The organism is Kosakonia sp. Marseille-Q7440, assembly GCF_965119485.1.
This window is the reverse complement of the sequence record NZ_CBCPLT010000002.1, coordinates 689,350-713,621: the sequence shown is the minus strand read 5'-3', so window position 1 is coordinate 713,621 and position 24,272 is coordinate 689,350. Positions and strand designations below refer to the sequence as shown.

The window sequence follows — 24,272 nt, the reverse complement described above, 5'->3', positions numbered from 1 at the left end:
CCCTCAACGCCTTTCATTCTCTTTCCCTCCCTTTCGTAACTTTCGTTTTTACGATTCAAATCACAAAAAAACATTACGAAAGACTATATCTTCTTTCGAAGAAAATAAACGAAAGGGTTCGGAGGCAGGATGTTTATCATTTCAACAAAAACCATGCTCACTAAGGCGCAGCGCGAGGGCTACGCGGTGCCTGCCTTTAATATCCATAACCTCGAAACACTTCAGGTTGTCGTTGAGACCGCCGCCGAGTTGCGCTCACCGCTAATTGTAGCGGGTACACCAGGGACCTTTAGCTACGCCGGAATCGGCAATATTGTTGCCATCGCCGCCGATCTGGCAAAAACCTATAACCAACCGCTGGCGATCCACCTCGATCACCATGAAGAGCTTGCCGATATCGAGCGCAAAGTTCACGCCGGGGTGCGCTCGGTGATGATCGACGGCTCTCACCTCCCTTATGCCGAAAATGTGGCGGTGGTAAAAGCCGTTACCGACTTCTGCCATCGCTATGACGTCAGCGTTGAGGCGGAGTTGGGTCGTCTTGGTGGCCAGGAGGACGACCTGATCGTCGACGCCAAAGACACGCGCTTTACCAATCCGCAGCAGGCGCAGGATTTTATCGCAAAGAGCGGCATCGACTCGCTTGCGGTGGCGATCGGCACCGCGCACGGCCTCTACAGTGAGGAGCCGAAGCTCGATTTCGACCGGCTGGCGGAGATTCGTCAGGCCGTCGAGGTTCCGCTGGTGTTACACGGCGCTTCCGGCCTGCCTGCGGCCGATATTCGCCGCGCTATCGGCCTTGGCGTCTGTAAGGTCAACGTCGCTACCGAACTCAAAATCGCCTTTTCCGACGCGCTTAAGGCGTACCTGCTCTCAAACCCGAATGCCAGCGATCCGCGCCACTACATGGTACCGGCCAAAGCCGCCATGAAGAATGTGGTACGCAAAGTCATCCACGATTGCGGCTGTGAAGGGAAGCTGTAAGCCCACCCATTTAACCGGAGAATCACGTGAAAGAGATTATTGCCCGCCATAAAGCGGGAGAGCACCTTGGCATCTGTTCCGTCTGCTCGGCCCATCCGTTAGTGATTGAAGCCGCGCTGCGCTTCGATTTGCATACCGATAACAGTGTGCTGATCGAAGCGACATCCAACCAGGTTAACCAGTTTGGCGGCTATACCGGTATGCAGCCGGCCGATTTCCGCGACTTTGTCTATGCCATCGCCCGCGAGGTCGGATTTCCGCTGGAGCGGCTGATCCTCGGCGGCGATCATCTTGGGCCTAACTGCTGGCAGAACGAGCATGCCGATGCGGCGATGGAGAAAGCGATCGCGCTGATCGAAGCTTACGTTGCCGCCGGGTTTAGCAAGATCCACCTTGATGCCTCAATGTCCTGCGCGGACGATCCCGTTCCGCTGGCTCCGCAGGTGGTGGCGGAGCGCGCCGCGCGCCTGTGTCTGGCTGCGGAGCAGACGGCAAGCGAGGTGCAGAAACAGGCGCTGACCTATGTCATCGGCACGGAAGTACCGGTGCCGGGCGGCGAGGCCAGCAGCATCAGCACGGTGCACGTTACCCATGTGGAAGATGCCGCACGCACGCTGGAAACTCACCGTGTCGCCTTCGAGGCGCTGGGGCTTGAAGCGGCGATGAAGCGGGTTATCGCCATCGTGGTTCAGCCCGGAGTGGAGTTCGATCATACGCAGGTGATTCATTACCAGCCTCAAGCCGCCGAAGCGCTTTCGGGCTGGATCCGCCAGACGCCGATGGTCTATGAAGCCCACTCGACGGATTACCAGTCCCGCCACGCCTATCGCGCGCTGGTACGCGATCATTTCGCCATCCTGAAAGTTGGCCCGGCGCTGACCTTTGCCTTGCGCGAAGCGATTTTCGCCCTCGCGCAGATGGAAAACGAGCTGATTGCTCCGGAGAGCCGTAGCCGGGTGCTGGAGGTGATTGACGAAGTGATGCTGAACGAGCCGGACTACTGGAAGAAGTATTACCACCCCACCTGGAGCCAGGCGATGGTCGATATCCACTTCAGCCTCTCTGACCGCATCCGCTACTACTGGCCCCATCCGCGCATCCGCCAGGCGGTGGAAAAATTGCTCGCTAATCTCGACACCGTCAGGCTGCCGCTGGGGCTGATTAGCCAGTTTATGCCTCTACAACTGGAACGCGCGTCGCTAAACGAGATAGCCACAACGCCACGCAGCCTGATTATTGACAAAATACAGGACGTACTGCGTGCCTATCGCTACGGATGCGCCCCTGAAACTGCCTGTTAAGCGGAGTGTGTATGAGCCAACTGTTTGTCCGAACCGGAGTGGATTTTGCCTCGCGCCAGCAGCTGCTGGCACATATTGGCGAGGAGATGCTGGCAAAAGGCGTCGTCCATGAAAGCTACCCCGCCGCGCTGCTGGCGCGCGAGGAAAACTACCCAACCGGCATCGCGCTGGAGCGTCATGCGATCGCTATCCCTCACTGCGAGGCGAGCCACGCCCTCTCGCCGGCGCTCTATCTGATTCGTCCGCGCAAACCTATTTTTTTTCAACAGGCTGACGATGATGGCGAGGTTGCCGTCTCGCTGATTATTGCTCTGATTGTTGAAAACCCGGCGGCGCAGCTGACGCTACTGAGAAAACTGTTTAGTGAGCTACAAAACCCGAACACGCTGGACGCGCTGCTGAACGCTGCGGATGACGATCTGGCGAGATGTTTTCGGGAGGCGTTCCTGGAGCCTGAGACATGCGGTCAGGCTTAATAACATACTGATAATAAAAGGAGTACCCTATGAAACGTAAAGTGATTGTCGCCTGCGGCGGTGCGGTCGCCACCTCCACGATGGCGGCAGAAGAGATCAAAGAGCTATGCGATACGCACCACATCGAACTCGATCTTGTGCAGTGTCGGGTAAATGAGATCGAAACCTATATGGACGGCGCGGATCTGATCTGCACCACCGCGAAAGTGGATCGCGCCTTCGGTGATATTCCTGTTGTGCACGGTATGCCCTTCGTTTCAGGAGTCGGCATTGAGGCGCTACAGCAAAAAATCCTGACCATTCTCGTGGGGTAACGCTATGTTTAGCGAAATAATGCGTTATATCCTCGACTTAGGTCCTACCGTGATGCTGCCGGTGGTGATCATTATTTTCTCTAAGCTGCTGGGGATGAAACTCGGCGACTGCTTTAAATCGGGTCTGCATATTGGCATCGGCTTTGTCGGCATTGGCCTGGTGATCGGCCTGATGCTCGACTCCATCGGCCCGGCGGCAAAAGCCATGGCGGAACATTTCCAGATCAATCTACAGGTCATTGATGTTGGCTGGCCGGGATCGTCACCGATGACATGGGCATCGCAAATTGCGCTGGTTGCCATCCCTGTCGCCATCGCCGTGAATATCATCATGCTGGTAACGCGCATGACGCGGGTGGTCAACGTCGATATCTGGAATATCTGGCACATGACCTTTACCGGCGCGATGCTGCATCTCGCTACCGGCTCTTACTGGATTGGCATTCTCGGCGTGGCGGCGCACGCGGCGTTCGTCTATAAACTGGGCGACTGGTTTGCCAAAGATACGCGGGACTTCTTTGGCCTCGAAGGCATCGCCATTCCTCATGGCACCTCTGCCTGGCTGGGGCCGGTTGCCGTGCTGGTGGACACCCTCATCGACAAAATCCCCGGCCTGAGGCGTATTCATTTCAGCGCCGACGATATTCAGAAACGCTTCGGGCCATTCGGCGAACCGGTCACCGTCGGTTTTGTGATGGGGATTGTGATTGGGCTGCTGGCTGGTTATGACCTGAAAGGCGTACTGCAACTGGCGGTGAAAACCGCGGCAGTTATGCTGCTGATGCCACGGGTAATCAAACCGATTATGGATGGACTGACGCCGATTGCGAAACAGGCGCGTAAACGTCTGCAGGCGAAGTTTGGCACCCAGGAGTTTTTAATCGGTCTCGACCCGGCGCTGCTGCTGGGCCATACCTCAGTGGTCTCCGCCAGCCTGATTTTTATCCCGCTGAGCATTCTGATCGCGGTACTGGTGCCGGGTAACCAGGTGCTGCCATTCGGCGACCTGGCGACCATTGGTTTCTTTGTGGCGATGGCAGTTGCGGTGCATCAGGGCAACCTGTTCCGCACGCTGATCTCCGGGGTGATTATTATGAGCATGACCCTGTGGATCGCCACACAAACCATCGGTCTGCATACGCAGCTGGCCGCCAACGCGGGCGCGCTAAAATCAGGCGGGATGGTGGCCTCGATGGACCAGGGCGGTTCCCCCGTCACCTGGCTGCTCATTCAGCTCTTTACCTGGCAAAATCTGCTCGGTTTCATGGTTATCGCCGCGATTTACCTGACCGGCGTCCTGCTTACCTGGCGCAGAGCCCGCCACTTTAAAGCGGCAGAGAAAGCGGCTGCTACGCCGGAAAGCCAGCCCGCATCGTGATCGTTGGGGAGCTTTCGCTCCCCTGTTACATCCTGGAGAGTGTTATGAAATCAGTGGTTATTCATGCTGAGGGCAACGTCTGCGTTGAAGATCGCCCTGAACCCCGGTTGCAGCATGCGGATGAGGTGAAGGTGAGAGTAGTCAGCTCCGGCCTGTGCGGCTCGGATATTCCGCGCATCTTCGCTAACGGTGCGCATTTTTACCCTATTACCCTTGGGCATGAGTTCAGCGGTTATGTCGAAGCCTGCGGCTCGGCGGTCACCGATCTGCACGCTGGCGACGCCGTGGCCTGCGTACCGTTGCTGCCCTGCTTTGACTGCCCTGCCTGCCGCCGGGAGTACTACTCGCTGTGCAAACGCTACCAGTTTATCGGGTCACGCTGCGACGGCGGCAATGCCGAATACATTGTTGTTAAGCGGCCCAACCTGGTTCGCTTACCTGCGGATCTGCCCATTGAAGATGGGGCGTTTATTGAACCGATAACCGTTGGCCTGCACGCGTTTCACCTCGCCGGCGGCTGCAAAGATAAAAACGTGGTGATCGTCGGGGCTGGCACCATCGGGCTGCTGGCAATGCAGTGCGCACGAGCCTTAGGGGCGAAAAGCGTCACCGCCATCGATATCAACCCTGACAAATTAGCACTGGCCACTGCGCTCGGTGCTACCCGCACCTTTAACAGCCGCGAGCAGAGCGCGGCTGACATTCTCGCCGGGCTGGAAGAGGCGTGTTTTGATCAGCTTGTGCTGGAAACCGCGGGTACGCCACAAACGGTCTCGCTGGCTATCGAAATTGCCGGGCCGCGTGCGCAGGTGGCGCTGGTGGGGACGCTCCATCACGACCTTACGCTTACCGCCGCGATATTTGGGCTGATTTTGCGTAAAGAGCTGACGCTTATCGGCAGCTGGATGAACTACTCCGGCCCCTGGCCCGGAGAGGAGTGGTATACCGCGGCGCGTTTGCTGACGGAAAAACGCCTCGCCCTTGAGCCGCTGATCGCCCATCGTGGTGGCCCCGAAAGCTACGCGCAGGCGGTGCAGGCGCTGAATGGCAAACCGATGCAGGGAAAAATCCTGCTGCGCCTTGATTAAGCGACAGAGCCAGCAACCTGCGCTGGCTCACATTTCCTTTCGAAAGTTAACGTTCACGTTTCACAAACCTTCGATTACACTACGGAGAGTTAATTCGCAGGCAAATCAACATGAACTCATTTGAACGAAGGAATAAGATCGTCGATCTGGTGAATGCGCAAGGAAGTGTGCTGGTTATTGACCTCTCCAACAGCTTTGGTATTTCAGAAGTCACTATCCGCGCCGATCTGCGGCTGCTGGAAGAGAAAGGTCTGGTGACGCGCTTTCACGGCGGCGCAGCGAAGCCGGGCAGTTATATGCTCGACAGCGAAAATCAGGAAGTGGTGCTGGAAGATCGCTACAAACTGGCGAGCGACCCGAAGAAGCGTATCGCTCAGTCAGCGGCGGCGATGATCGATGAAGGGATGACAATTATCCTCGACAGCGGCAGCACCACCATGCTGATTGCCGAAGCGCTGGCGAAAAAAAGCAATATCACCGTCATCACTAATAACCTCCCCGCCGCGTTTGCTCTGTCGGAAAATAAGGACATTACGCTGGTGGTATGTGGCGGCACCTTGCGACATAAAACCCACTCGATGCACGGCACGATTGCAGAGCGATCGCTGCAGGGTATCAGCGCCGATATTATGTTTGTCGGTGCAGATGGCATCGATCCGACCCATGGCATCACCACCTTTAATGAAGGCTACTCCATTAGCAGCGTCATGGCAGCGGCGGCGCATAAGGTTGTGGCAGTGGTGGACGCCAGCAAATTCAACCGCCGCGGCTTTAATCAGGTGCTGCCGATGGAGAAGATCGACTGCGTGATCACCGACGAAGGGATTGGTGAGAAAGAGAAAGCGGCACTGAGAAAGCTGGGTAAGGATCTTCGGGTGGTTTAATGCCCTGCTGCCGTGGTTAGCGGGCCCCTGTCATTTTACCTGCCAGTGGCCCCCTTTCTTCGCACCGACACGCTGCAACTTTCCCTTTTGTTGCAGCGAGTGCAGATAGCGCTCCATCGTGCGCGCGCTTACCGCCAGTTCGCTGGCGAGCGCCTTTGCAGAGAGATCCGGCCGCCTTTTAAGCAGGCTTAACACCGCGCGTTCAGCCTCGGTGAGGGAGAAATTTTGTTCCGACATCTCTTCCGACACGCTATCCGACAAGGTGAATGACGGATTAAGCCCCTCGATCAATGCCGCATTGACCGCCGAGAGCATAAAGGCGACGAACGCCGTACAGTCACTGGCTTTATCGCACTCTCCGAGCACCTGGTAATAGCGGTCCTGCTGGTAATGAATGATGGTTTCTACCGGCAGCCAGGCCAGTTCGGAGCGCCACTCACTAAGGATAAGCGTCTGCCATAAGCGGCCCATGCGTCCGTTGCCATCGGCAAAGGGGTGAATAAATTCAAATTCGTAATGGAAAACTGAACTGGCGACTAACGGATGCAAATCCGTGGTGGCGAGCCATTCCAGTAGCTCATCCATAAGGTGCACAACCCGTGAAGCGGGCGGTGCCATATGGATTAATTGCGTTTCACGATAGATACCGACGTTACCGCGCCGAAAATGGCCGGGATTATCCACCAGCCCAAACGTCAGCAGGCGATGCGCTTCCAGCAAGTCGGCAACACGTCCGCTTTTCCAGCGAGTCATGGACTCATAGGCGTTTATCGCATTGCGCACTTCCTGAATATCTTTTGCCGGTGCCAGCACGCGCTTCCCTTCCAGCACGGCGGTAACCTGCTCTGTCGTCAGGCTATTATGCTCAATCGCCAGCGAAGCCTGAATGGTACGAATACGGTTATTCTTGCGCAGCAGCGGTGAAGAGCGCCCGGATTGCGCCGCCCAGTGTCCCAGCAACTCCGCGATCTCAACGACCTGATTAAGGATCGCGGCGGTGATGGTAAAGGGAGGCACATAGCGGCTCATCGGTGTTACCCCTGGTTATCCAGCGCGTATTTATAGAGGGCGTTTTTCTTTACGCCGTGGATTTCTGCGGCCAGCGCGGCGGCTTTTTTCAGCGGCAGTTCGGCTTGCAGCAGCGCCAGCGTGCGCAGCGCATCGGCGGGCAGCGCGTCCTCCTGCGCTTTATGGCCTTCGACGATCAGCACCATCTCGCCTTTGCGGCGGTTCTCATCCTCTTTCACCCACGCCAGCAGCTCGCCGACCGGCGCGCCCTGAATGCTCTCCCAGGTTTTGGTCAGCTCGCGCGCCAGCACCACGTAACGGGACGGGCCCCAAACCGCGACCATATCCTCCAGGCTCTCCAGCAGGCGATGGGTTGATTCGTAGAAGATCAGCGTGCGCGGCTCGGCCTCAATCGCTTTGAGCGCGTCGCGGCGGCCTTTTGATTTCGCTGGCAGAAAGCCTTCGTAACAGAAGCGATCGGAGGGCAATCCTGCCGCACTGAGGGCGGCAATCGCCGCGCAGGGACCAGGCAGCGGCACGACACGGATACCGGCTTCGCGGCAGGTACGCACCAGGTGGTAGCCGGGATCGTTAATCAGCGGCGTGCCCGCATCCGAGACGAGGGCAATGTTCTGCCCCTCTTTCAGCTTCGCCACCAGCATTTGCGCTTTTTGCTGCTCGTTATGGTCGTGAAGGGCAAACATCCGCGCGTTGATGGCGAAATGTTGCAGCAGTAAACCGGTGTGGCGGGTATCCTCAGCGGCAATCAAATCAACGTCTTGCAACACGGTTAATGCGCGTTGGGTAATATCAGCCAAATTCCCGATGGGAGTAGGTACAATGTAAAGCTGACCTTGAGAATTCTCCGCCGATTCGTGTTGTTTCATTGTTTCATCCGTATTGCCGATTTAATATTGAGCACTGCGTAAAAAATATCACTGGATACAGTATGCTACCGTCAAAATTTCTTCGTTCGAAAGCCACGCGCTGCCTGCCTGTGGTGCTGGCCGCCCTGCTGTTCGCGGGCTGCGGCACACAGTCAACAGACCAGAGCACCTCGCATATGGAGGGCTCAGCGCAGGCTGATTCTGCCTACTATCTGCATCAGATGCAGCAAAGCACAGATGATAGCAAGACCAACTGGCAATTACTCGCCATTCGTGCACTGCTCAAAGAGGGCAAAACCCAGCACGCCAACGAGCTGTTTGGTCAGCTGCCGCAGAATCTGAACGATACGCAGCGTAAAGAGTACGCGCTGCTCGCCGCCGAAATGAAGCTGGCGCAGCGCGATGTAGCCGGTGCGCAGGCGTTACTTGATAAGATCGATCCCGCTGAGCTTGAGAAGAACCAGCAGGCGCGTTACTGGCAGATCGCCATTGCCGCCGCGCAGGGTAAACCCTCCCTGACGCTGCTGCGCGCCCTTATCGCCCGCCAGCCGCTGTTGACGACGCCGGAAGAGCAGCAGAAAAATATCGATGCCACCTGGCAGGCGCTCTCCTCCATGACCCAGGATCAGGCCAAAGCGCTGGTGATCAACGCCGATGAAGTGACCTTACAGGGCTGGCTCGATCTGCAACGGATGTGGTTCGACAACCGCAACGATGCCAAAATGCTGAAAGCCGGTATCAGCGACTGGCAGACCCGCTACCCGCAGAACCCGGCGGCGAAAATGCTGCCGACTCAGCTCTCCAACCTGCAAAATTTCAAACCGGCATCGACCAGTAAAATCGCCCTGCTGCTGCCGTTAAACGGCCAGGCGGCGGTGTTTGGTCGCGCCATCCAGCAGGGTTTTGAAGCGGCGAAAAACGGCGCTTCTCCGGTCTCCGGCCCGGCTGTCCCGCAGCAGGTCGCGCAGGCCGCCACCTCTGACGTGGTAAGCCCTTCGCAGGCAAATGTTGCCGACCTGACCAGTGGCGATGCGCAGCAGAACATCGCCGCACCGAATGCCCAGCCGGTACAGGCTCCGGATAGCGCGGCGCAAAGCGCTCCTGCCAGCGAAGCGCAGCCTGCTGAAAATGCGCAGCAGCCAGCGGCAAATACGGAGCAACCGGCTGCGGTGACAGCACCACAAACCACGCCATCTCAGCCCGTCGCCGTTACCGCCCAATCTAATGCGGGCGCGGAGCTGAAAATCTACGACACCAGCGCGCAGCCGATGGATCAGATCCTTAACCAGGTTCAGCAGGATGGCGCAAGCATCGTCGTCGGCCCGCTGTTGAAAAACCATGTTGAAGAGTTGATGCGCAGCCATACCACGCTCAATGTGCTGGCGCTTAACCAGCCGGAGCAGGTCGAGAACCGGCCGAATATCTGCTACTTCGCCCTGTCGCCGGAAGATGAAGCCCGCGACGCGGCGCGCCATATTCACGATCAGGGCCGCCAGGCACCGCTGCTGCTGATCCCGCGTAGCGCGCTGGGCGATCGCGTCAGCACCGCGTTTGCTGACGAGTGGCAGAAAATCGGCGGCGGCGTTGTGCTGGCGCAGAAATTTGGGTCCACCGCTGAGCTGCGTATGGGGCTGAATGGCCGCTCCGGCATCTCAATGACCGGCAGCCCGGTCTCCGCCAGCCTGCCGCAGCAGCAGGGCGTCACTATTGGCGGTCTCAATATTCCGGCTCCGCCGAGCGATGCGCAGATTAGCGGCGGCGGCAAAGTTGATGCGGTCTATATTCTGGCGACGCAGGATGAAATTGCGCTGATCAAACCGATGATCACCCTGCGCACCGGCAGCCAGAGTGGTGTCATGCTCTACGCCAGCTCGCGTAGCGCCCAGGGAGGCGCAGGGCCGGACTTCCGTCTTGAGATGGAAGGGCTGCAATACAATGAGATCCCGATGCTCGCAGGCGCGAATCCTTCCCTGATGCAGCAAGCGCTGCGCAGTGTGAATAACGACTACTCGCTGGCGCGTCTCTATGCGATGGGCGCGGATGCCTGGTCGCTGGCGAATAACTTCTCGCAAATGCGTCAGGTGCCGGGCTTTGAGCTGAACGGCAACACCGGCGACCTCACCGCCACCCAGGATTGCGTGATCAACAGGAAGTTGTCATGGCTCAAATACCAGCAGGGGCAGATCGTCCCGGCAAACTAACCCGCAAACAGAGCGGCGACGCCTGGGAGATGGAGGCTCGCCGTTTTCTGCAGAGCAAGGGATTGCGTTTTATCGCCGCCAACGTGCGCGAGCGCGGCGGCGAAATCGACCTGATTATGCGCCACGGTAGCACCACCGTCTTCGTCGAGGTGCGCTACCGCGCCTCGGCGCGTTTTGGCGGCGCGGCAAGCAGCGTAACCCTCGCCAAGCAGCGCAAACTGCTGCATACCGCCCATTTGTGGCTTGCCCGGCACAATGGGAGTTTTGATACTGTGGATTGCCGGTTTGATGTGGTAGCCTTCACCGGAAATGATGTTGAGTGGCTACAGAACGCCTTTGGCGGCCACGCATAATTGCTCAATCATAGGGATTACCGTGCTCGAACGAATTAAAGTCTGCTTTACGGAAAGCATTCAAACTCAAATTGCAGCTGCGGAAGCGCTGCCCGATGCGATTTCCCGCGCAGCCATGACAATGGTGCACTCCCTGCTCAACGGCAACAAAATCCTCTGTTGTGGCAACGGCACCTCCGCCGCCAACGCACAGCATTTTGCTGCCAGTATGATCAACCGCTTTGAAACAGAGCGTCCCAGTTTACCTGCCATTGCACTTAATACCGATAATGTGGTCTTAACCGCGATAGCGAATGACCGTCTGCATGATGAGATTTATGCCAAGCAGGTGCGCGCCCTGGGTCACAACGGCGACATTTTGCTGGCGATCTCCACCCGGGGTAACAGCCGCGATATCGTGAAAGCCGTGGAAGCGGCGGTGACGCGCGATATGTCGATCATCGCGCTGACCGGTTATGACGGCGGCGAGCTGGCCGGCCTGCTGGGCCCGCAGGATGTGGAAATTCGTATTCCTTCTCACCGCAGCGCGCGCATCCAGGAGATGCACATGCTGACGGTGAATTGCTTGTGCGATTTGATTGATAACACGCTTTTTCCTCACCAGGATGATTAAGGAGTACACATGAAGGCATTTACGCCCCTCGCAGTCCTTATTTCCGCACTGCTGCTACAGGGTTGCGTTGGCGCAGTGGTGGTCGGGTCTGCCGCCGTCGGCACCAAAGCCGCGACGGATCCCCGCACCGTGGGCACCCAGGTGGATGACGGCACCCTGGAGCTGCGCGTCAACAGCGCACTGTCGAAAGATCAGCAGCTGAAGAAAGAGGCGCGTGTTAACGTCACCGCCTACCAGGGGAAAGTGCTGTTAACCGGCCAGGCGCCGAATACCGAACTCTCGTCACGGGCGAAACAGATTGCCATCGGCGTGGAAGGCGCAACGGAAGTCTTTAACGAGATCCGCCCGGGTCAGCCGATCGGTCTCGGTACGGCTTCTTCCGATACCTGGATCACAACCAAAGTGCGCTCGCAGCTGCTTGGCAGCGACCAGGTGAAATCCTCTAACGTGAAAGTCACCACCGAGAACGGTGAAGTGTTCCTGATGGGCCTGGTAACCGCGCGTGAAGGCCAAGCCGCGGCGGATATCGCCAGCCGCGTCAGCGGCGTCAAGCACGTCACCACCGCCTTTACCCTGCTCAAATAATGAAAAAGCCCGGTATCAACCGGGCTTTTTTCTTTCACTTCACGCGTTACACCAGCGCGACAAATCCGGTCAGCATTCCGCACACCGCCACCAGCGCGGCGGTCAGCCACAGGGCTTTTGCCGGGAAGGATTTACGCAGCATCACCAGCGACGGCAGGCTTACCGCCGGCAGCGTAATCAACAGCGCCAGCGCAGGCGCCATGCCCATCCCCGCCAGCATCATGGTCTGCACAATCGGGATCTCGGCCGCCGTTGGAATGACAAACAGACAGCCGGCAATCGCCATTGCCACTACCCACAGCACCGTGTTATCCACCGCGCCATCAGCATGGGGGAAGAGCCAGACGCGCGCTGCGCCAAGCACCAGCACGGCGAGAATATAGACCGGGATGGTGCTCCAGAAGAGCTGCCACAGCGCTCTGCCCCAGCGTGACATAAAGCTGCCCTGCGGCTCCGGCAGCGTAATATCGACGGCTTCCGCCTGCTGCGGGCTCTCTTTAACCACGGTCTGCACAATCATCGCCACGCCAAGCACCGTCACCAGCCCTGCCACCAGGCGAATAGCGGCGAAGTGCCAGCCGAGCACAAAGCCCATAAACACCAGCGTGGCCGGGTTAAGCAGCGGGTTACCCATCCAGAAGGCGAGCGCACCGCCCATCGAAACACGCTGGCGACGCATACCGGCCGCAACGGGTGCCGCGCAGCAGGAGCACATCATGCCAGGTAAGGAGAAGAGTGTGCCGAGCAGCGTGCCGCGAAAGCGCTGTTGACCAAGCGTGCGCAGCAGCCAGTCGCGTGGGATCAGCACCTGAATTAACGAGCCGAGCAGCACGCCAAGCACGGCGGCTTTCCAGACGGCGAGGAAATAGACCATGGCGTAATCCAGTGCCGCTTTAAACGGGCTGGCATCAGCCTGGGCAAGAATCGATTTACCAATGCTGTGCGTCTCGGCGGCGGTGAAGGCTTTGCCGTAATAAGGCTGCCATTTCACGAACCAGAGACCAACAATAACAACAAGAAAGAACAGCGCGGGTTTCCACCATTGGATCGGTGTCGCCGCCTGAGGTGAAGACTGACCAGCCATAACATGCCCCGGGGATAGTGTAGTTTTTAGCCCCGGCATAGTACGCCTGAATTGCTATTTTGCAAACGGGCTCTGGGCTGCCATCGCCCGCAGCTGTGCCGATTCGATAATCTCAACGCCGCGATTGTCGCCAGAATGCGCAGCCGCCAGTAGCGCGCGGGCGACATCCTGTGCGGCAATCGACTTCCAGTTGCCGGGCAGCAGGCGAAAAAGCGGTGCCAGCAGCGATTCGTTAGCGCGCTTTTTCTCGCGTTCGCCGAGCAGCATCGACGGGCGCGCCAGCGTCAGCGATGGCCACTGCTGCGCGATAAGCGCCGCCTCCATCTCCCCTTTCACCCGGTTATAGAAAAAGGGCGAATGTGCATTAGCGCCCATTGAACTCACCACCAGCATCTGTCTGGCTCCGAGCCTTTGGCCGGTTAACGCCGTGTCCACCACCAGCGTGTAATCGGCCAGCACAAACGCCTCTTTGCTGCCCGCTTCGCGCCGCGTGGTGCCGAGGCAGCAGAAGACCGTATCAACCGGTTCGGTGACCTGCGCCAGCGCATCGCTGAGCTGCGGGTCGTGCGGATTTATAACGCCTTCGGCACTTTGCAGTGGGCGACGCGTGGGCGCACAGATGGCGCTGACGCTGGGATCCGCCATCAGCAACCGCAACAGATGTCCGCCCACTAAACCGGTCGCACCGGTGATCAATATTCGCTCCATCCCTTCTCCTTTACAGACGAATCTGCCTTGCAATGTCAGCCTCGTGAACCAGGCTTACGGTTACTGGTGAGTTACAGTATGGATAACTCCCTTTCTGAAGCCAAAACAACGGAGGAAGTATGAGCAAGAAAATAGCGGTCTTGATCACCGACGAGTTTGAAGATTCAGAATTCACCTCTCCGGCAGAAGCCTATCGCAAGGCCGGACACGAGGTTGTGACGATTGAGAAAGAGGCCGGAAAAACCGTCACCGGCAAACAGGGCGAGGCAAAAGTTAAGATCGATAAAGCCATTGATGACGTAAGCCCGGATGAATTTGACGCCCTGCTGTTACCTGGCGGCCACTCTCCTGACTCCCTGCGTGGCGACGATCGCTTTGTCACCTTTACCCGCGAGTTTGTTGACTCCGGCAAACCGGTATTCGCCATCTGCCACGGCCCACAGCTGCTGATTAGTGCCGACGTCATTCGCGGCCGTAAGCTGACGGCGGTAAAACCGATTGTGATTGATGTGAAAAACGCCGGTGCTGAGTTCTTCGACCAGGAAGTAGTAATCGATAAAGATCAGCTGGTCACCAGCCGTACGCCTGATGACTTACCGGCATTTAACCGCGAAGCGCTGCGTCTACTCGGTGCCTGAGTCGCGTAACCAGTGAAACTTTTTGCCAAACCCCAGCGTGTTGTCGGTGAATTTGATTTCGCTAAGGCGAATCTCCCACATCGGGGCTGACAGCGCGCGGGCTATCGGAAAGCGTCGGTTGTAGCGTTCGCGCAGCACCGCGCTTTCCCCCTCTTCCAGCCATTTTATCTCACCCGAAAACTGTATGCCGCGAATCAAGGCAACGCTTTTCGGCTGCCCGTTAACCGTACCCGCTACCGGGGCGTGTGCTCCTGTCATCTGCGAATGGCGCGTTTTATCTTCGCTCAGCACATAGAAGGCGACGGCCTGCGGATCGTAGATATAAAAGGCGTTGGCGCACCAAAGTTCGCCCTCCTTCGCCACACACCAGGTCACAACATGCTGCTTTGCCAGCCAGCGGTTAATCGCCGCAAGGGACTCCATTTTTTCTCCTTCTCATGCTATTTTTCGCCCACCTTAACACAGCGAAGATTGCCATGACGCCCTGGTTTCTCTATCTCATCCGCACGCGCGACAACCTGCTCTACACCGGTATTACGACCGATGTTGCACGGCGTTTTACGCAGCATCAAACGGGAAAGGGAGCAAAAGCGTTGCGCGGTAAGGGCGCGCTGGAACTGGTCTTTTCGGCGCAGGTTGGTGAGCGTTCGCTGGCGCTACGCCTCGAGTACCGCATTAAGCAGTTGACCAAGCACCAGAAAGAGCGCCTCGTTGCCGGAGAGGGCATCTTCGAGGCGCTGCGGGAAACGCTGATGACGTCAGCGGTTAAAAGCGATTGAAGTGATCGCTGTACTCCACCAGGCCACTGACGCCATTGAAGGCGTCGTCAGCAAGGCGATGTACCAGGAATGCGGCTTCGCTTTGCGACCAGGCGCAGCGTAAATCGTACTGCGAGGCGCGCTCAAAGCCCAAACGCTGGTAGAAATCAGGATCGCCGAGCGTTACCGCAGCGGCGTAACCAAATTCGTTGAGGGAATCCAGCCCTTCATAGACGAGCTGGCGGGCGATGCCCTGACCGCGGTAGGCTTCATCCACCGCCAGCGGCGCGAGCGCGACCCACTGTAACTCTTCACCTGCGACAGCGACCGGGCTAAATGCCACATAGCCCACTACCTGCCCTTCATCGTCCGTGGCAACGCATCCCAGCGTGATCAACCCGTCTTCACGCAGATCGTGCACCAGTGACGCTTCAGCCTCGCCGTTAAAACTGCGGCGCAGCAGGGCATCAATACCGGGTGCATCAATGGGAATTTCAACTCTAATCAGCATGGCTCACCTACAGAAGGTTGTGTCGTTGCAGGCGGCGTTTTCAGGCCCGCCTCAACAAAATCCGCCAGCTGTAGCAGCATCACCCGCAGGGGTTTTGGCATCTGCTCCAGCTCAATGGCGTCCATCAGGTTTTTAACATACAGCCCCAGTTCCGTGTCCCCTTCAATAAGCAGGCGACGCTGGAAGAAAAGCGTATCCGGATCCTGTTTTCGCGCGGCAATCATCAGTAAATCGCTGGCATCGGCGCTAAAGCTGACATCCGCGTCGGCAGACTCACGTACTATCATCTGCCCATCCTCAACAGAGGTATACCACGTCAGGCCAATATCACGTACCTGAATACTTAACCAGCGCCCTTCGAGAAACTCAAGCTCACCTTCCGCCAGCGCCTGTTGGAATTGCCAGCGCAGCACCTGTTCAAGTACCTGACGTTTAAGGACAAACGGCGTCAGCTTTACCGGAAAAGCAAGCAGTGACGGGCCAAGATGAACAAGCTGTGAGCGCAATTTTTCCAACACGACGATGACTCCCTGAAGTGATAATGCGCGCTATTTTGCCACAATCAGCCGTGTGCATAGCGGCGCACATCAACAATTACGGAATAAATGGGCAACGATTATTGCCGTCATCAATACGCATTTAACTGCCTCAAATCAAAAATTGTCGCTGACAGGTTAACTAGAATCCCAGTTCATTAACAATTCAGTGACCCTTCGGGGTACGCCCGGGCCACTGCGCCCCAGATTGCAGGAAAGACTATGGAGTTGCTCTGCCCTGCCGGGAACCTACCGGCACTGAAAGCGGCCATCGAAAACGGTGCCGATGCGGTGTATATCGGCCTGAAAGATGACACTAACGCCCGCCATTTTGCCGGACTCAACTTTACCGAGAAGAAGTTGCAGGAAGCGGTCAATTTCGTCCACCAGCACCGCCGCAAGCTGCATATTGCCATCAACACCTTTGCGCACCCGGATGGCTATCAGCGCTGGGAGCACGCGGTGGATATGGCGGCGCAGATTGGTGCCGATGCACTGATTCTGGCCGACCTCGCGATGCTGGAGTATGCCGCCGCGCGCTATCCGCACATCGAGCGCCACGTCTCCGTACAGGCCTCGGCGACCAACGAAGAGGCGATCCGCTTCTATCACCGTCACTTTGATGTCGCCCGCGTGGTGCTGCCGCGCGTACTCTCCATTCATCAAGTCAAACAGCTTGCCCGCGTGACGCCGGTGCCGCTGGAAGTGTTTGCCTTCGGCAGCCTCTGCATCATGGCCGAGGGGCGCTGTTACCTCTCCTCTTACCTGACCGGCGAGTCACCGAATACTGTCGGTGCCTGCTCTCCGGCGCGCTTTGTGCGCTGGCAGCAGACGCCGCAGGGGCTGGAGTCACGCCTCAACGATGTGCTGATCGATCGCTATCAGGAGGGGGAAAACGCCGGTTATCCGACGCTGTGCAAAGGGCGCTATCGGGTCGACGGCGAGCGCTATCACGCGCTGGAGGAGCCGACCAGCCTCAATACGCTTGAGCTGCTGCCGGATCTGCTGGCAGCGAATATCGCTTCGGTGAAGATTGAGGGACGCCAGCGCAGCCCGGCGTATGTCAGCCAGGTGGCAAAAGTGTGGCGACAGGCGATCGACCGCTGCATCGCCTCACCGCAGGATTTTGTGCCGCAGCCGGCGTGGATGGAAACACTCGGTGCCATGTCAGAAGGCACCCAGACCACCCTCGGCGCATATCACCGTAAATGGCAGTAGGTAAACCATGAAATATTCATTAGGGCCGGTGCTTTACTACTGGTCAAAAGAGACGCTTGAGGACTTTTATCAGCAGGCAGCAAACAGCCGCGCCGATGTGGTCTATCTCGGCGAAGCGGTGTGCAGCAAACGCCGCGCCACCAAAGTCGGTGACTGGCTGGCGATGGCGAAAGCGCTGGCCGACAGCGGCAAACAGGTGGTGATTTCGACGCTGGCGCTGGTGCAGGCCTCATCGGAGCTCAACGAACTGAAGCGCTATGTCGATAACGGCGAGTTTCTGCTTGAGGCGAGCGATCTCGGGGTGGTGAATCTGTGCGCCGAGCGCAAGCTGCCGTTTGTCGCCGGACATGCCCTCAACTGCTATAACGCCGTTACCCTGCGTTTACTGCTGAAACAGGGGATGGTGCGCTGGTGCATGCCGGTGGAGCTCTCCCGCGACTGGCTGGTAAACCTGCTCGATCAGTGCGAAACGCTCGGTATTCGCCAGCAGTTTGAAGTTGAAGTGTTGAGCTACGGCCATCTGCCTCTCGCCTACTCTGCCCGCTGCTTTACCGCGCGCTCGGAGAATCGGGCAAAAGATGAGTGCGAAACCTGCTGCATTAAATACCCGACCGGGCGCAGCATGCGTTCGCAGGAAGATCAGCAGGTCTTTGTGCTTAACGGTATTCAGACCATGAGCGGCTATGTCTATAACCTCGGTAACGAGCTGACCTCAATGCAGGGGCTGGTCGATGTTGTGCGCCTCTCGCCGATGGGTAGCGAAACCTTCGCCATGCTGGAGGCGTTTAAAGGGAATGAAACAGGCAACGCGCCGCTGCCGCTGGCGTCCAATAGCGACTGCAATGGTTACTGGCGCAGGCTACCGGGGCTGATGCTTGAGGCGTAAAAGGCTCACTTTGTTAACAGCAATCGTCGCCCGTTCATGCAGTATGAAAGTTGCAGCTTTTCTGGCCTGACGCGGCTCCTTGCGCCAGGCTGGAAGAAGACCTTCAATCTGATGACGATGCTGTAGCAAAGTGAGTGTTTATGTCTGAGAAAACCGTTGCGTTTTCGGTGCTGGATTTAGCGCCGATTCCACAAAACTCAAGCGCGCGTGACGCGTTTACCCATTCCCTCGATCTGGCGAAGCTGGCGGAGAAGCGCGGTTACGATCGCTTCTGGCTGGCAGAGCACCACAATATGACCGGTATCGCCAGCGCGGCGACGTCGGTGTTGATCGGTTACCTGGCAGCGAATACGCAAACCCTGCGGCTCGGCTCTGGCGGCGTGATGCTGCCGAACCACGCTCCGCTGGTGATTGCCGAGCAGTTCGGTACGCTGAATACGCTCTATCCGGGGCGCATCGATCTCGGGCTTGGCCGCGCGCCGGGCAGCGATCAGCGCACCATGATGGCGCTGCGCCGCCATATGAGCGGCGATGTTGATAATTTCCCGCGCGATGTGAAGGAACTGGTCGACTGGTTTGACGCCAACGATCCGAACCCGCACGTGCGCCCGGTACCGGGCTATGGCGAGAAGATCCCGGTGTGGCTGTTAGGCTCCAGCCTTTACAGTGCGCAGCTTGCCGCCCAGCTTGGCCTGCCGTTTGCCTTCGCTTCACACTTTGCGCCGGATATGCTGTTCCAGGCGCTGCATCTCTATCGCACCCAGTTCAAGCCCTCGGCGCGGCTGGAAAAACCCTATGCGATGGTGTGTATCAATATTGTCGCCGCCGACAGCAACCGCGATGCGGAGTATCTCTTTACCTCGATGCAGCAGGCGTTTGTGAAGCTGCGCCGCGGTGAGACGAGCCAGCTGCCGCCGCCGATTGAGAATATGGATCACTTCTGGTCGCCGTCTGAAAAGTATGGCGTGCAGCAGGCGCTGAGCATGTCGCTGGTGGGTGATAAAGCGAAAGTGCGCCACGGTCTTGAGTCGATCCTGCGGGAAACCGAGGCGGATGAGATTATGGTTAACGGGCAGATTTTCGATCACCAGGCGCGGCTACACTCGTTTGAGCTGGCGATGCAGGTGAAAGAGGAGTTGTTCGGTTAGGGCGTTGCCCGGCTTTTATGCCGGATGGCGCTGGCGCTTATCCGGCCTACGGGGATCGTGCGGTCTTTATGCCGGATGGCGCTGGTGCTTATCCGGCCTACGGGATCGTGCGGTCTTTATGCCGGATGGCGCTGGCGCTTATCCGGCCTACGGGGATTGTGCGGTCTTTATGCCGGATGGCGCTGACGCTTATCCGGCCTACGGGGATTGTGCGGTCTTTATGCCGGATGGCGTTGGCGCTTATCCGGCCTACGCGATTGCGCAGGCCGGGTTTGATTAGTGATAGACCGGCAGCAGATCAAAGCTTGATAACAGATGCACTACCGCGTTGCCTGCGCCGAAAAGCAGGATTAAAACAATCATCGGCTTACCGCCCCAGACGCGAAACGCCGGGCTGCCGAAGCGTTTACGTGAAGCATTCGCCAGCAGCGCTGGCACAATCGCCGCCCAGATGGTGGCGGCTAAACCCGCATAACCAATGGCGTATAAAAAGCCGTTCGGCCACAGCAGACCACCAACAATCGGCGGCAGGAATGTCAGCAATGCGGTCTTAAAACGCCCCAGCGGCGCATCATCAAACTTAAAGAGATCCGCCAGGTAATCAAACAGCCCCAGCGTCACGCCGAGGAAAGAGCTGGCAACGGCAAAGTTAGAGAAAATCACCAGCAGCAGATCGAGGCTACGGCTGTTCAGCACCCCGCTCAATGCCTGCACCAGCACATCGATATTGCCGCCTTTTGCCGCGATATCGATAAACGCCGGACGGGCAATATTTCCCATCGTCACCAGTAACCAAACCACATACAGCCCAAGCGCCAGCAGCGTGCCGTAGACCAGGCAGCGGGTAATCACGCGCGGATCCTTGCCGTAATATTTCATCAGGCTCGGCACATTGCCGTGGTAGCCGAAAGAGGCGAGACAGAACGGCAGTGTCATCAGCAGGTACGGCGTGTAAGAGGCATCGCTCTGCGCAACATTAAACAATGTTGTCGGCTGCACATGCCCGAGCAGGCTGCCGAAGGTGAGGAAGAAGGTGATCACTTTTGCGCCCAGCACAATCGCCGTCATGCGGCTGACCGCGTGGGTTGAGAGCCAGACGATAAACGCTACCAGCAGCGCAAACCCCAGCCCTGAAAGGCGCAGCGGCACATCCAGCGACATTTCAGCAAAGGTGTGGTGCAGGATCGAGCCGCTCGCCGAGATGTAGGCGTAGGTCAGAATATAGAGAACAAAGGCGATGGAGAGGCCGTTGATCAGGTTCCACCCTTTGCCCAGCAGATCTTTGGTGATGGTGTCGAAGCTCGCGCCGCTGCGGTAGTTGAGGTTGGCTTCCAGGATCATCAGGCCCGAGTGCAGCATGCAGAACCAGGTAAAGACCAGCGCCAGAAGTGACCAGAAGAACCACGCGCCGGACATCACCACCGGCAGGGAAAACATGCCTGCGCCAATAATTGTGCCGCCGATAATCACCACTCCGCCGAACAGCGAAGGGGTAGCCTGGGTGGTTGTCAGTGTCGACATCTGAAACGTTCTCCTGTAATGGCGCTATGCCGAAAGTAAAGCCGATGCATTGTACCAGTACAGGAGTACATTGCGGATAAAAAAAGCCCCAATCTTTTCGATCGGGGCTGTATCTATTACTTTACGATTGAAGCGTAAGGTTTACGCGTCACGACGACGGGTAGTACCTTCTTCGCGGCGCGGACCGCGATTTTCACGACGCTCACCGCTGAAACGGCCTGCACCAGCCGGTGCTGCACCATCACGACGCGGACCGCGGCCACCTTCACGACGCTCGCCGCCGCCGAAGCTACGACGCTCACCGCCGCCAGGACGGCGTTCGCTGCGCTCACGCGGCTGTGCATCGCCCAGCAGCTGCATATTCATCGGTTTGTTGAGAATACGCGTGCGGGTAAAGTGCTGCAGAACCTCGCCCGGCATGCCTTTCGGCAGTTCGATGGTGGAGTGCGAACCGAACAGCTTGATGTTGCCGATGTAGCGGCTGCTGATGTCGCCTTCGTTAGCGATCGCGCCAACGATATGACGAACTTCAACACCGTCATCACGGCCCACTTCAATACGGTACAGTTCCATATCGCCAACATCGCGACGCTCACGACGCGGACGGTCTTCACCGGCACGTTCGGTACGCGGACCACGATCATTGCGGTCGTTACGATCGCCACGGCGTTCGAAACGCTCATCACGCTCGCGGAACTCACGCTTAGGACGCATCGGTGCATCCGGCGGCAGGATCAGCGGACGTTCGCCCTGTGCCATTTTCAGCAGTGCGGCAGCCAGCGTTTCGATATCCATCTCTTCTTCAGAAGAGGGCTGGATTTTCGCCAGCAGCGCGCGGTACTGGTCCAGATCGCTGCTTTCCAGCTGCTGCTGTACTTTCGCGGCGAATTTTTCCAGGCGGCGTGTGCCCAGCAGTTCTGCGTTCGGCAGTTCTACTTCCGGAATGGTCAGCTTCATCGTACGTTCGATGTTGCGCAGCAGACGACGCTCGCGGTTCTCAACGAACAGCAGCGCGCGGCCAGCACGACCCGCACGACCGGTACGGCCGATACGGTGAACGTAAGACTCGGAGTCCATCGGGATATCGTAGTTAACAACCAGGCTGATACGCTCAACGTCCAGGCCACGGGCCGCAACGTCGGTTGCAATCAGGATGTCCAGACGACCATCTTTCAGACGCTCCAGAGTCTGCTCACGCAGGGCCTGGTTCATGTCACCGTTCAGCGCGGCGCTGTTGTAACCGTTGCGCTCCAGCGCTTCAGCCACTTCCAGAGTTGCGTTTTTGGTGCGTACGAAGATGATCGCGGCATCAAAATCTTCAGCTTCAAGGAAGCGAACCAGCGCTTCGTTTTTACGCATGCCGTAGACAGACCAGTAGCTCTGGCTGATGTCCGGGCGAGTTGTCACGCTGGACTGAATGCGCACTTCCTGCGGCTCTTTCATAAAGCGGCGGGTAATGCGACGAATCGCTTCCGGCATGGTGGCGGAGAACAGAGCGGTCTGATGACCTTCCGGGATCTGCGCCATGATAGTTTCTACGTCTTCGATAAAGCCCATGCGCAGCATTTCGTCGGCTTCATCCAGCACCAGACCGCTCAGTTTGGAGAGGTCCAGGGTGCCGCGTTTCAGGTGATCCAGCAGGCGTCCCGGCGTACCGACAACGATCTGCGGGCCCTGACGCAGGGCGCGTAATTGCACGTCATAACGCTGGCCGCCGTAAAGAGCAACCACGTTCACGCCATGCATGTGTTTAGAGAAATCGGTCATCGCTTCAGCTACCTGAACCGCCAGTTCGCGGGTCGGAGCAAGCACGAGGATCTGCGGCGCACGCAGGTCCGGATCGATGTTATGGAGCAGCGGAAGAGAAAACGCTGCGGTTTTCCCGCTACCAGTCTGGGCCATGCCCAGCACGTCACGACCGTTCAGCAGGTGCGGAATGCACTCAGCCTGGATCGGAGATGGTTTTTCGTAACCGAGATCGTTAAGGGCTTCAAGGATAGGAGCCTTCAGGCCCAGATCTGCAAAAGTGGTTTCGAATTCAGCCATGTAGTACAAGTGCCTCTATGTCATTGGCGGCCAGTCTACATAACTCATCGTGAAAATATTTGGCAATTTTCATTGAAAAGTGTGAACCGGCTCAAAGTAGGTGTATTGACGAACAACAACGCCCTCACCAGTTAAGGTGATGGCAATCAAAAAAGATTACGGGCTGATGTTTATGTCGTCAGCTATTGCTGGTCCGATTCTGCCAGGTCGTCTTGCTCCTGGCCCAAGAGCGATAATTCCAACAATGCATAACGGTGCTCAACGAAGTTGTGGACGTTGTTAGCAACCGCTAATTTGAACAGTGCCGTAGCGCTGTCCTTATCCCCCAGACTTAGGTAGTACTTACCTAAATAGAAGTTGGTTTCACTGAGATGCTCAGCGAGCGAGGTGTTATCCGTTGCGTCCGCCTTCAGGCGATCCATTAGCTCAGATTCGCTAATGTCACCGAGGTAGAACTCGACAATATTCCATCCCCATTGTTCCTTGTCCGATTTTTCGAAGCGCTGTTTCAGTGCTTCTTTCGCCTTGTGCTCATCGAGCTTCCGCTCAACGATGTAAAGCCACAGGCTACGGAAAGGATCATTAGGATCGTCTTGATAAAACGCCAGCAGATCATCTTGCGCTAACTTATCACGACCGCCATAGTGCAGAGCGATGCCGCGGTTTAAGTGCGCGTAGTTGTAAGTTGGATCAAGCTCAAGTACAGAATCAAACGCTTCATAGGCAGCATCAAAATTGCCTGCCTGCGTTAAATAAATGCCTAAGTAATTGAATACTTCAGGCATATCGGGTCGGATGGCCAGCGCTTGTGAAAAATCATTCCGCGCCAACGCCCTCAAACCGAGACTATCATACAATACTCCGCGCTCATATAAAAGCTGTGCGCGTTCATCATCGGATAAAGCCCGACTGGCAAGAATTTGTTCCATGCGTGCCAGAATCACTTCTTGCTGCAAAGTCGGTTGCAATGGCACCGCGAGGACTTCGCTCTTACGCCAGGCAGAGTTGCTGCATCCTGCCAGCGTTAGAGCTGTCGCAACGAAACACCAGCGCAAAAAAGGCTTCATTTCCTACTCCCGAAGACAACAATTGGATGAACGTCCTGTCCCCCGGCTGCAAACATGGCGTCCTGCCTGAGAATAAGCC

The 24,272-nt window shown here is 57.4% G+C and carries 28 protein-coding genes; 17 read left to right on the top strand and 11 right to left on the bottom strand.

Features of this window, described 5'->3' with window-relative positions; translation table 11 throughout:
- Positions 1 to 129 precede the first annotated feature (129 nt).
- The 7 genes from ACWPW2_RS17335 to ACWPW2_RS17305 all read left to right on the top strand — a co-directional run bounded on the left by ACWPW2_RS17335 (position 130) and on the right by ACWPW2_RS17305 (position 6,425).
- Positions 130 to 984 carry a tagatose bisphosphate family class II aldolase gene (locus tag ACWPW2_RS17335; protein WP_454124360.1) on the top strand — a complete coding sequence of 285 codons (855 nt, stop codon included), beginning with the start codon at positions 130 to 132 and terminating at the stop codon, positions 982 to 984.
- 26 nt (positions 985 to 1,010) lie between these two features.
- Positions 1,011 to 2,285, top strand: a complete 1,275-nt coding sequence (gene gatZ, locus ACWPW2_RS17330; RefSeq protein ID WP_454124358.1) for a tagatose-bisphosphate aldolase subunit GatZ — start codon at positions 1,011 to 1,013, stop codon at positions 2,283 to 2,285.
- 11 nt (positions 2,286 to 2,296) lie between these two features.
- On the top strand, positions 2,297 to 2,761 hold the full coding sequence (gatA, locus tag ACWPW2_RS17325; protein ID WP_454124356.1) for a PTS galactitol transporter subunit IIA: 465 nt from the start codon (positions 2,297 to 2,299) through the stop codon (positions 2,759 to 2,761).
- 29 nt (positions 2,762 to 2,790) lie between these two features.
- Entirely contained in the window at positions 2,791 to 3,075 is a 285-nt protein-coding gene (gatB, locus tag ACWPW2_RS17320; RefSeq protein WP_023481001.1) for a PTS galactitol transporter subunit IIB, read from the top strand.
- A gap of 4 nt (positions 3,076 to 3,079) precedes the next feature.
- Positions 3,080 to 4,453 (top strand): galactitol-specific PTS transporter subunit IIC, encoded by a 1,374-nt coding sequence (locus tag ACWPW2_RS17315; RefSeq protein WP_454124354.1) that lies wholly within the window; start codon positions 3,080 to 3,082, stop codon positions 4,451 to 4,453.
- Positions 4,454 to 4,497: 44 nt separating this feature from the next.
- The gene (gene gatD / locus ACWPW2_RS17310; protein WP_454124352.1) at positions 4,498 to 5,541 is read left to right on the top strand and encodes a galactitol-1-phosphate 5-dehydrogenase; all 1,044 of its coding nucleotides are present in this window, start codon (positions 4,498 to 4,500) and stop codon (positions 5,539 to 5,541) included.
- A gap of 110 nt (positions 5,542 to 5,651) precedes the next feature.
- Positions 5,652 to 6,425, top strand: a complete 774-nt coding sequence (locus tag ACWPW2_RS17305; RefSeq protein ID WP_023480920.1) for a DeoR/GlpR family DNA-binding transcription regulator — start codon at positions 5,652 to 5,654, stop codon at positions 6,423 to 6,425.
- Positions 6,426 to 6,455: 30 nt separating this feature from the next.
- Here ACWPW2_RS17305 and ACWPW2_RS17300 read toward each other — a convergent pair whose 3' ends face one another.
- Both ACWPW2_RS17300 and rsmI read right to left on the bottom strand, forming a co-directional pair.
- A complete protein-coding gene (locus tag ACWPW2_RS17300; protein WP_454124349.1) occupies positions 6,456 to 7,454 on the bottom strand; it encodes a Fic family protein in 999 nt (332 codons plus the stop codon).
- Between the two features lie 5 nt (positions 7,455 to 7,459).
- The gene (gene rsmI / locus ACWPW2_RS17295) at positions 7,460 to 8,320 is read right to left on the bottom strand and encodes a 16S rRNA (cytidine(1402)-2'-O)-methyltransferase (protein WP_023480862.1); all 861 of its coding nucleotides are present in this window, start codon (positions 8,318 to 8,320) and stop codon (positions 7,460 to 7,462) included.
- A 62-nt stretch (positions 8,321 to 8,382) separates the two neighbouring features.
- Here rsmI and ACWPW2_RS17290 point away from each other — a divergent pair, with 62 nt between their 5' ends.
- The 4 genes from ACWPW2_RS17290 to dolP are packed head-to-tail and all read left to right on the top strand — an operon-like array spanning position 8,383 to position 12,072.
- Positions 8,383 to 10,521 carry a penicillin-binding protein activator gene (locus ACWPW2_RS17290; RefSeq protein ID WP_454124347.1) on the top strand — a complete coding sequence of 713 codons (2,139 nt, stop codon included), beginning with the start codon at positions 8,383 to 8,385 and terminating at the stop codon, positions 10,519 to 10,521.
- Positions 10,479 to 10,874, top strand: coding sequence for a YraN family protein (locus tag ACWPW2_RS17285; protein WP_023480805.1), 396 nt, complete (start codon positions 10,479 to 10,481; stop codon positions 10,872 to 10,874). The genes ACWPW2_RS17290 and ACWPW2_RS17285 overlap by 43 nt, the downstream gene beginning before the upstream one ends.
- A 22-nt stretch (positions 10,875 to 10,896) precedes the next feature.
- Positions 10,897 to 11,487 carry a DnaA initiator-associating protein DiaA gene (gene diaA, locus ACWPW2_RS17280; RefSeq protein WP_023481027.1) on the top strand — a complete coding sequence of 197 codons (591 nt, stop codon included), beginning with the start codon at positions 10,897 to 10,899 and terminating at the stop codon, positions 11,485 to 11,487.
- Between the two features lie 9 nt (positions 11,488 to 11,496).
- Entirely contained in the window at positions 11,497 to 12,072 is a 576-nt protein-coding gene (dolP, locus tag ACWPW2_RS17275; RefSeq protein WP_023480922.1) for a division/outer membrane stress-associated lipid-binding lipoprotein, read from the top strand.
- Between the two features lie 46 nt (positions 12,073 to 12,118).
- On the opposite strand, the gene ACWPW2_RS17270 is transcribed toward dolP, so the two are convergent.
- Entirely contained in the window at positions 12,119 to 13,156 is a 1,038-nt protein-coding gene (locus ACWPW2_RS17270) for a permease (RefSeq protein ID WP_454124344.1), read from the bottom strand.
- Between the two features lie 54 nt (positions 13,157 to 13,210).
- Complete coding sequence (locus tag ACWPW2_RS17265) at positions 13,211 to 13,864, bottom strand: NAD(P)H-binding protein (protein WP_454124342.1); 654 nt, start codon at positions 13,862 to 13,864, stop codon at positions 13,211 to 13,213.
- A gap of 119 nt (positions 13,865 to 13,983) precedes the next feature.
- Between ACWPW2_RS17265 and ACWPW2_RS17260 the strand changes: the two genes are divergently transcribed.
- Positions 13,984 to 14,502 carry a type 1 glutamine amidotransferase domain-containing protein gene (locus ACWPW2_RS17260; protein WP_023480806.1) on the top strand — a complete coding sequence of 173 codons (519 nt, stop codon included), beginning with the start codon at positions 13,984 to 13,986 and terminating at the stop codon, positions 14,500 to 14,502.
- On the opposite strand, the gene ACWPW2_RS17255 is transcribed toward ACWPW2_RS17260, so the two are convergent.
- Positions 14,488 to 14,925, bottom strand: coding sequence for a YhbP family protein (locus ACWPW2_RS17255; RefSeq protein WP_454124340.1), 438 nt, complete (start codon positions 14,923 to 14,925; stop codon positions 14,488 to 14,490). The genes ACWPW2_RS17260 and ACWPW2_RS17255 overlap by 15 nt on opposite strands.
- A gap of 53 nt (positions 14,926 to 14,978) precedes the next feature.
- Here ACWPW2_RS17255 and ACWPW2_RS17250 point away from each other — a divergent pair, with 53 nt between their 5' ends.
- Entirely contained in the window at positions 14,979 to 15,281 is a 303-nt protein-coding gene (locus ACWPW2_RS17250) for a GIY-YIG nuclease family protein (protein WP_023480774.1), read from the top strand.
- Here the strand turns inward: ACWPW2_RS17250 and ACWPW2_RS17245 are convergent.
- Together ACWPW2_RS17245 and ubiT are read right to left on the bottom strand one after the other, a co-directional pair.
- Positions 15,268 to 15,771, bottom strand: coding sequence for a GNAT family N-acetyltransferase (locus tag ACWPW2_RS17245; protein WP_023481033.1), 504 nt, complete (start codon positions 15,769 to 15,771; stop codon positions 15,268 to 15,270). The genes ACWPW2_RS17250 and ACWPW2_RS17245 overlap by 14 nt on opposite strands.
- The gene (gene ubiT / locus ACWPW2_RS17240) at positions 15,765 to 16,289 is read right to left on the bottom strand and encodes a ubiquinone anaerobic biosynthesis accessory factor UbiT (protein ID WP_124967195.1); all 525 of its coding nucleotides are present in this window, start codon (positions 16,287 to 16,289) and stop codon (positions 15,765 to 15,767) included. Before ubiT ends, ACWPW2_RS17245 begins: the two co-directional genes overlap by 7 nt.
- A gap of 240 nt (positions 16,290 to 16,529) precedes the next feature.
- Here ubiT and ubiU point away from each other — a divergent pair, with 240 nt between their 5' ends.
- The 4 genes from ubiU to ACWPW2_RS17220 all read left to right on the top strand — a co-directional run bounded on the left by ubiU (position 16,530) and on the right by ACWPW2_RS17220 (position 19,839).
- Positions 16,530 to 17,525 (top strand): ubiquinone anaerobic biosynthesis protein UbiU, encoded by a 996-nt coding sequence (gene ubiU / locus ACWPW2_RS17235; RefSeq protein WP_023481062.1) that lies wholly within the window; start codon positions 16,530 to 16,532, stop codon positions 17,523 to 17,525.
- 7 nt (positions 17,526 to 17,532) lie between these two features.
- Positions 17,533 to 18,411, top strand: coding sequence for a U32 family peptidase (locus ACWPW2_RS17230; RefSeq protein ID WP_023480775.1), 879 nt, complete (start codon positions 17,533 to 17,535; stop codon positions 18,409 to 18,411).
- 140 nt (positions 18,412 to 18,551) lie between these two features.
- Positions 18,552 to 19,559 carry a luciferase-like monooxygenase gene (locus tag ACWPW2_RS17225; RefSeq protein ID WP_139567378.1) on the top strand — a complete coding sequence of 336 codons (1,008 nt, stop codon included), beginning with the start codon at positions 18,552 to 18,554 and terminating at the stop codon, positions 19,557 to 19,559.
- A 118-nt stretch (positions 19,560 to 19,677) separates the two neighbouring features.
- Complete coding sequence (locus tag ACWPW2_RS17220; RefSeq protein ID WP_454124336.1) at positions 19,678 to 19,839, top strand: hypothetical protein; 162 nt, start codon at positions 19,678 to 19,680, stop codon at positions 19,837 to 19,839.
- Here ACWPW2_RS17220 and mtr read toward each other — a convergent pair.
- From mtr to nlpI, 4 genes are all read right to left on the bottom strand, one after another.
- Positions 19,836 to 21,080, bottom strand: a complete 1,245-nt coding sequence (gene mtr / locus ACWPW2_RS17215) for a tryptophan permease (RefSeq protein WP_454124334.1) — start codon at positions 21,078 to 21,080, stop codon at positions 19,836 to 19,838. The two genes, ACWPW2_RS17220 and mtr, sit on opposite strands and share 4 nt — an antisense overlap.
- Positions 21,081 to 21,221: 141 nt before the next feature.
- Positions 21,222 to 23,126 (bottom strand): DEAD/DEAH family ATP-dependent RNA helicase, encoded by a 1,905-nt coding sequence (locus ACWPW2_RS17210; RefSeq protein ID WP_094422235.1) that lies wholly within the window; start codon positions 23,124 to 23,126, stop codon positions 21,222 to 21,224.
- On the bottom strand, positions 23,119 to 23,199 hold the full coding sequence (gene yrbN / locus ACWPW2_RS17205; RefSeq protein ID WP_124971232.1) for a protein YrbN: 81 nt from the start codon (positions 23,197 to 23,199) through the stop codon (positions 23,119 to 23,121). Before yrbN ends, ACWPW2_RS17210 begins: the two co-directional genes overlap by 8 nt.
- A 109-nt stretch (positions 23,200 to 23,308) precedes the next feature.
- Positions 23,309 to 24,193 (bottom strand): lipoprotein NlpI, encoded by an 885-nt coding sequence (nlpI, locus tag ACWPW2_RS17200; protein ID WP_023481039.1) that lies wholly within the window; start codon positions 24,191 to 24,193, stop codon positions 23,309 to 23,311.
- Positions 24,194 to 24,272 lie beyond the last annotated feature (79 nt).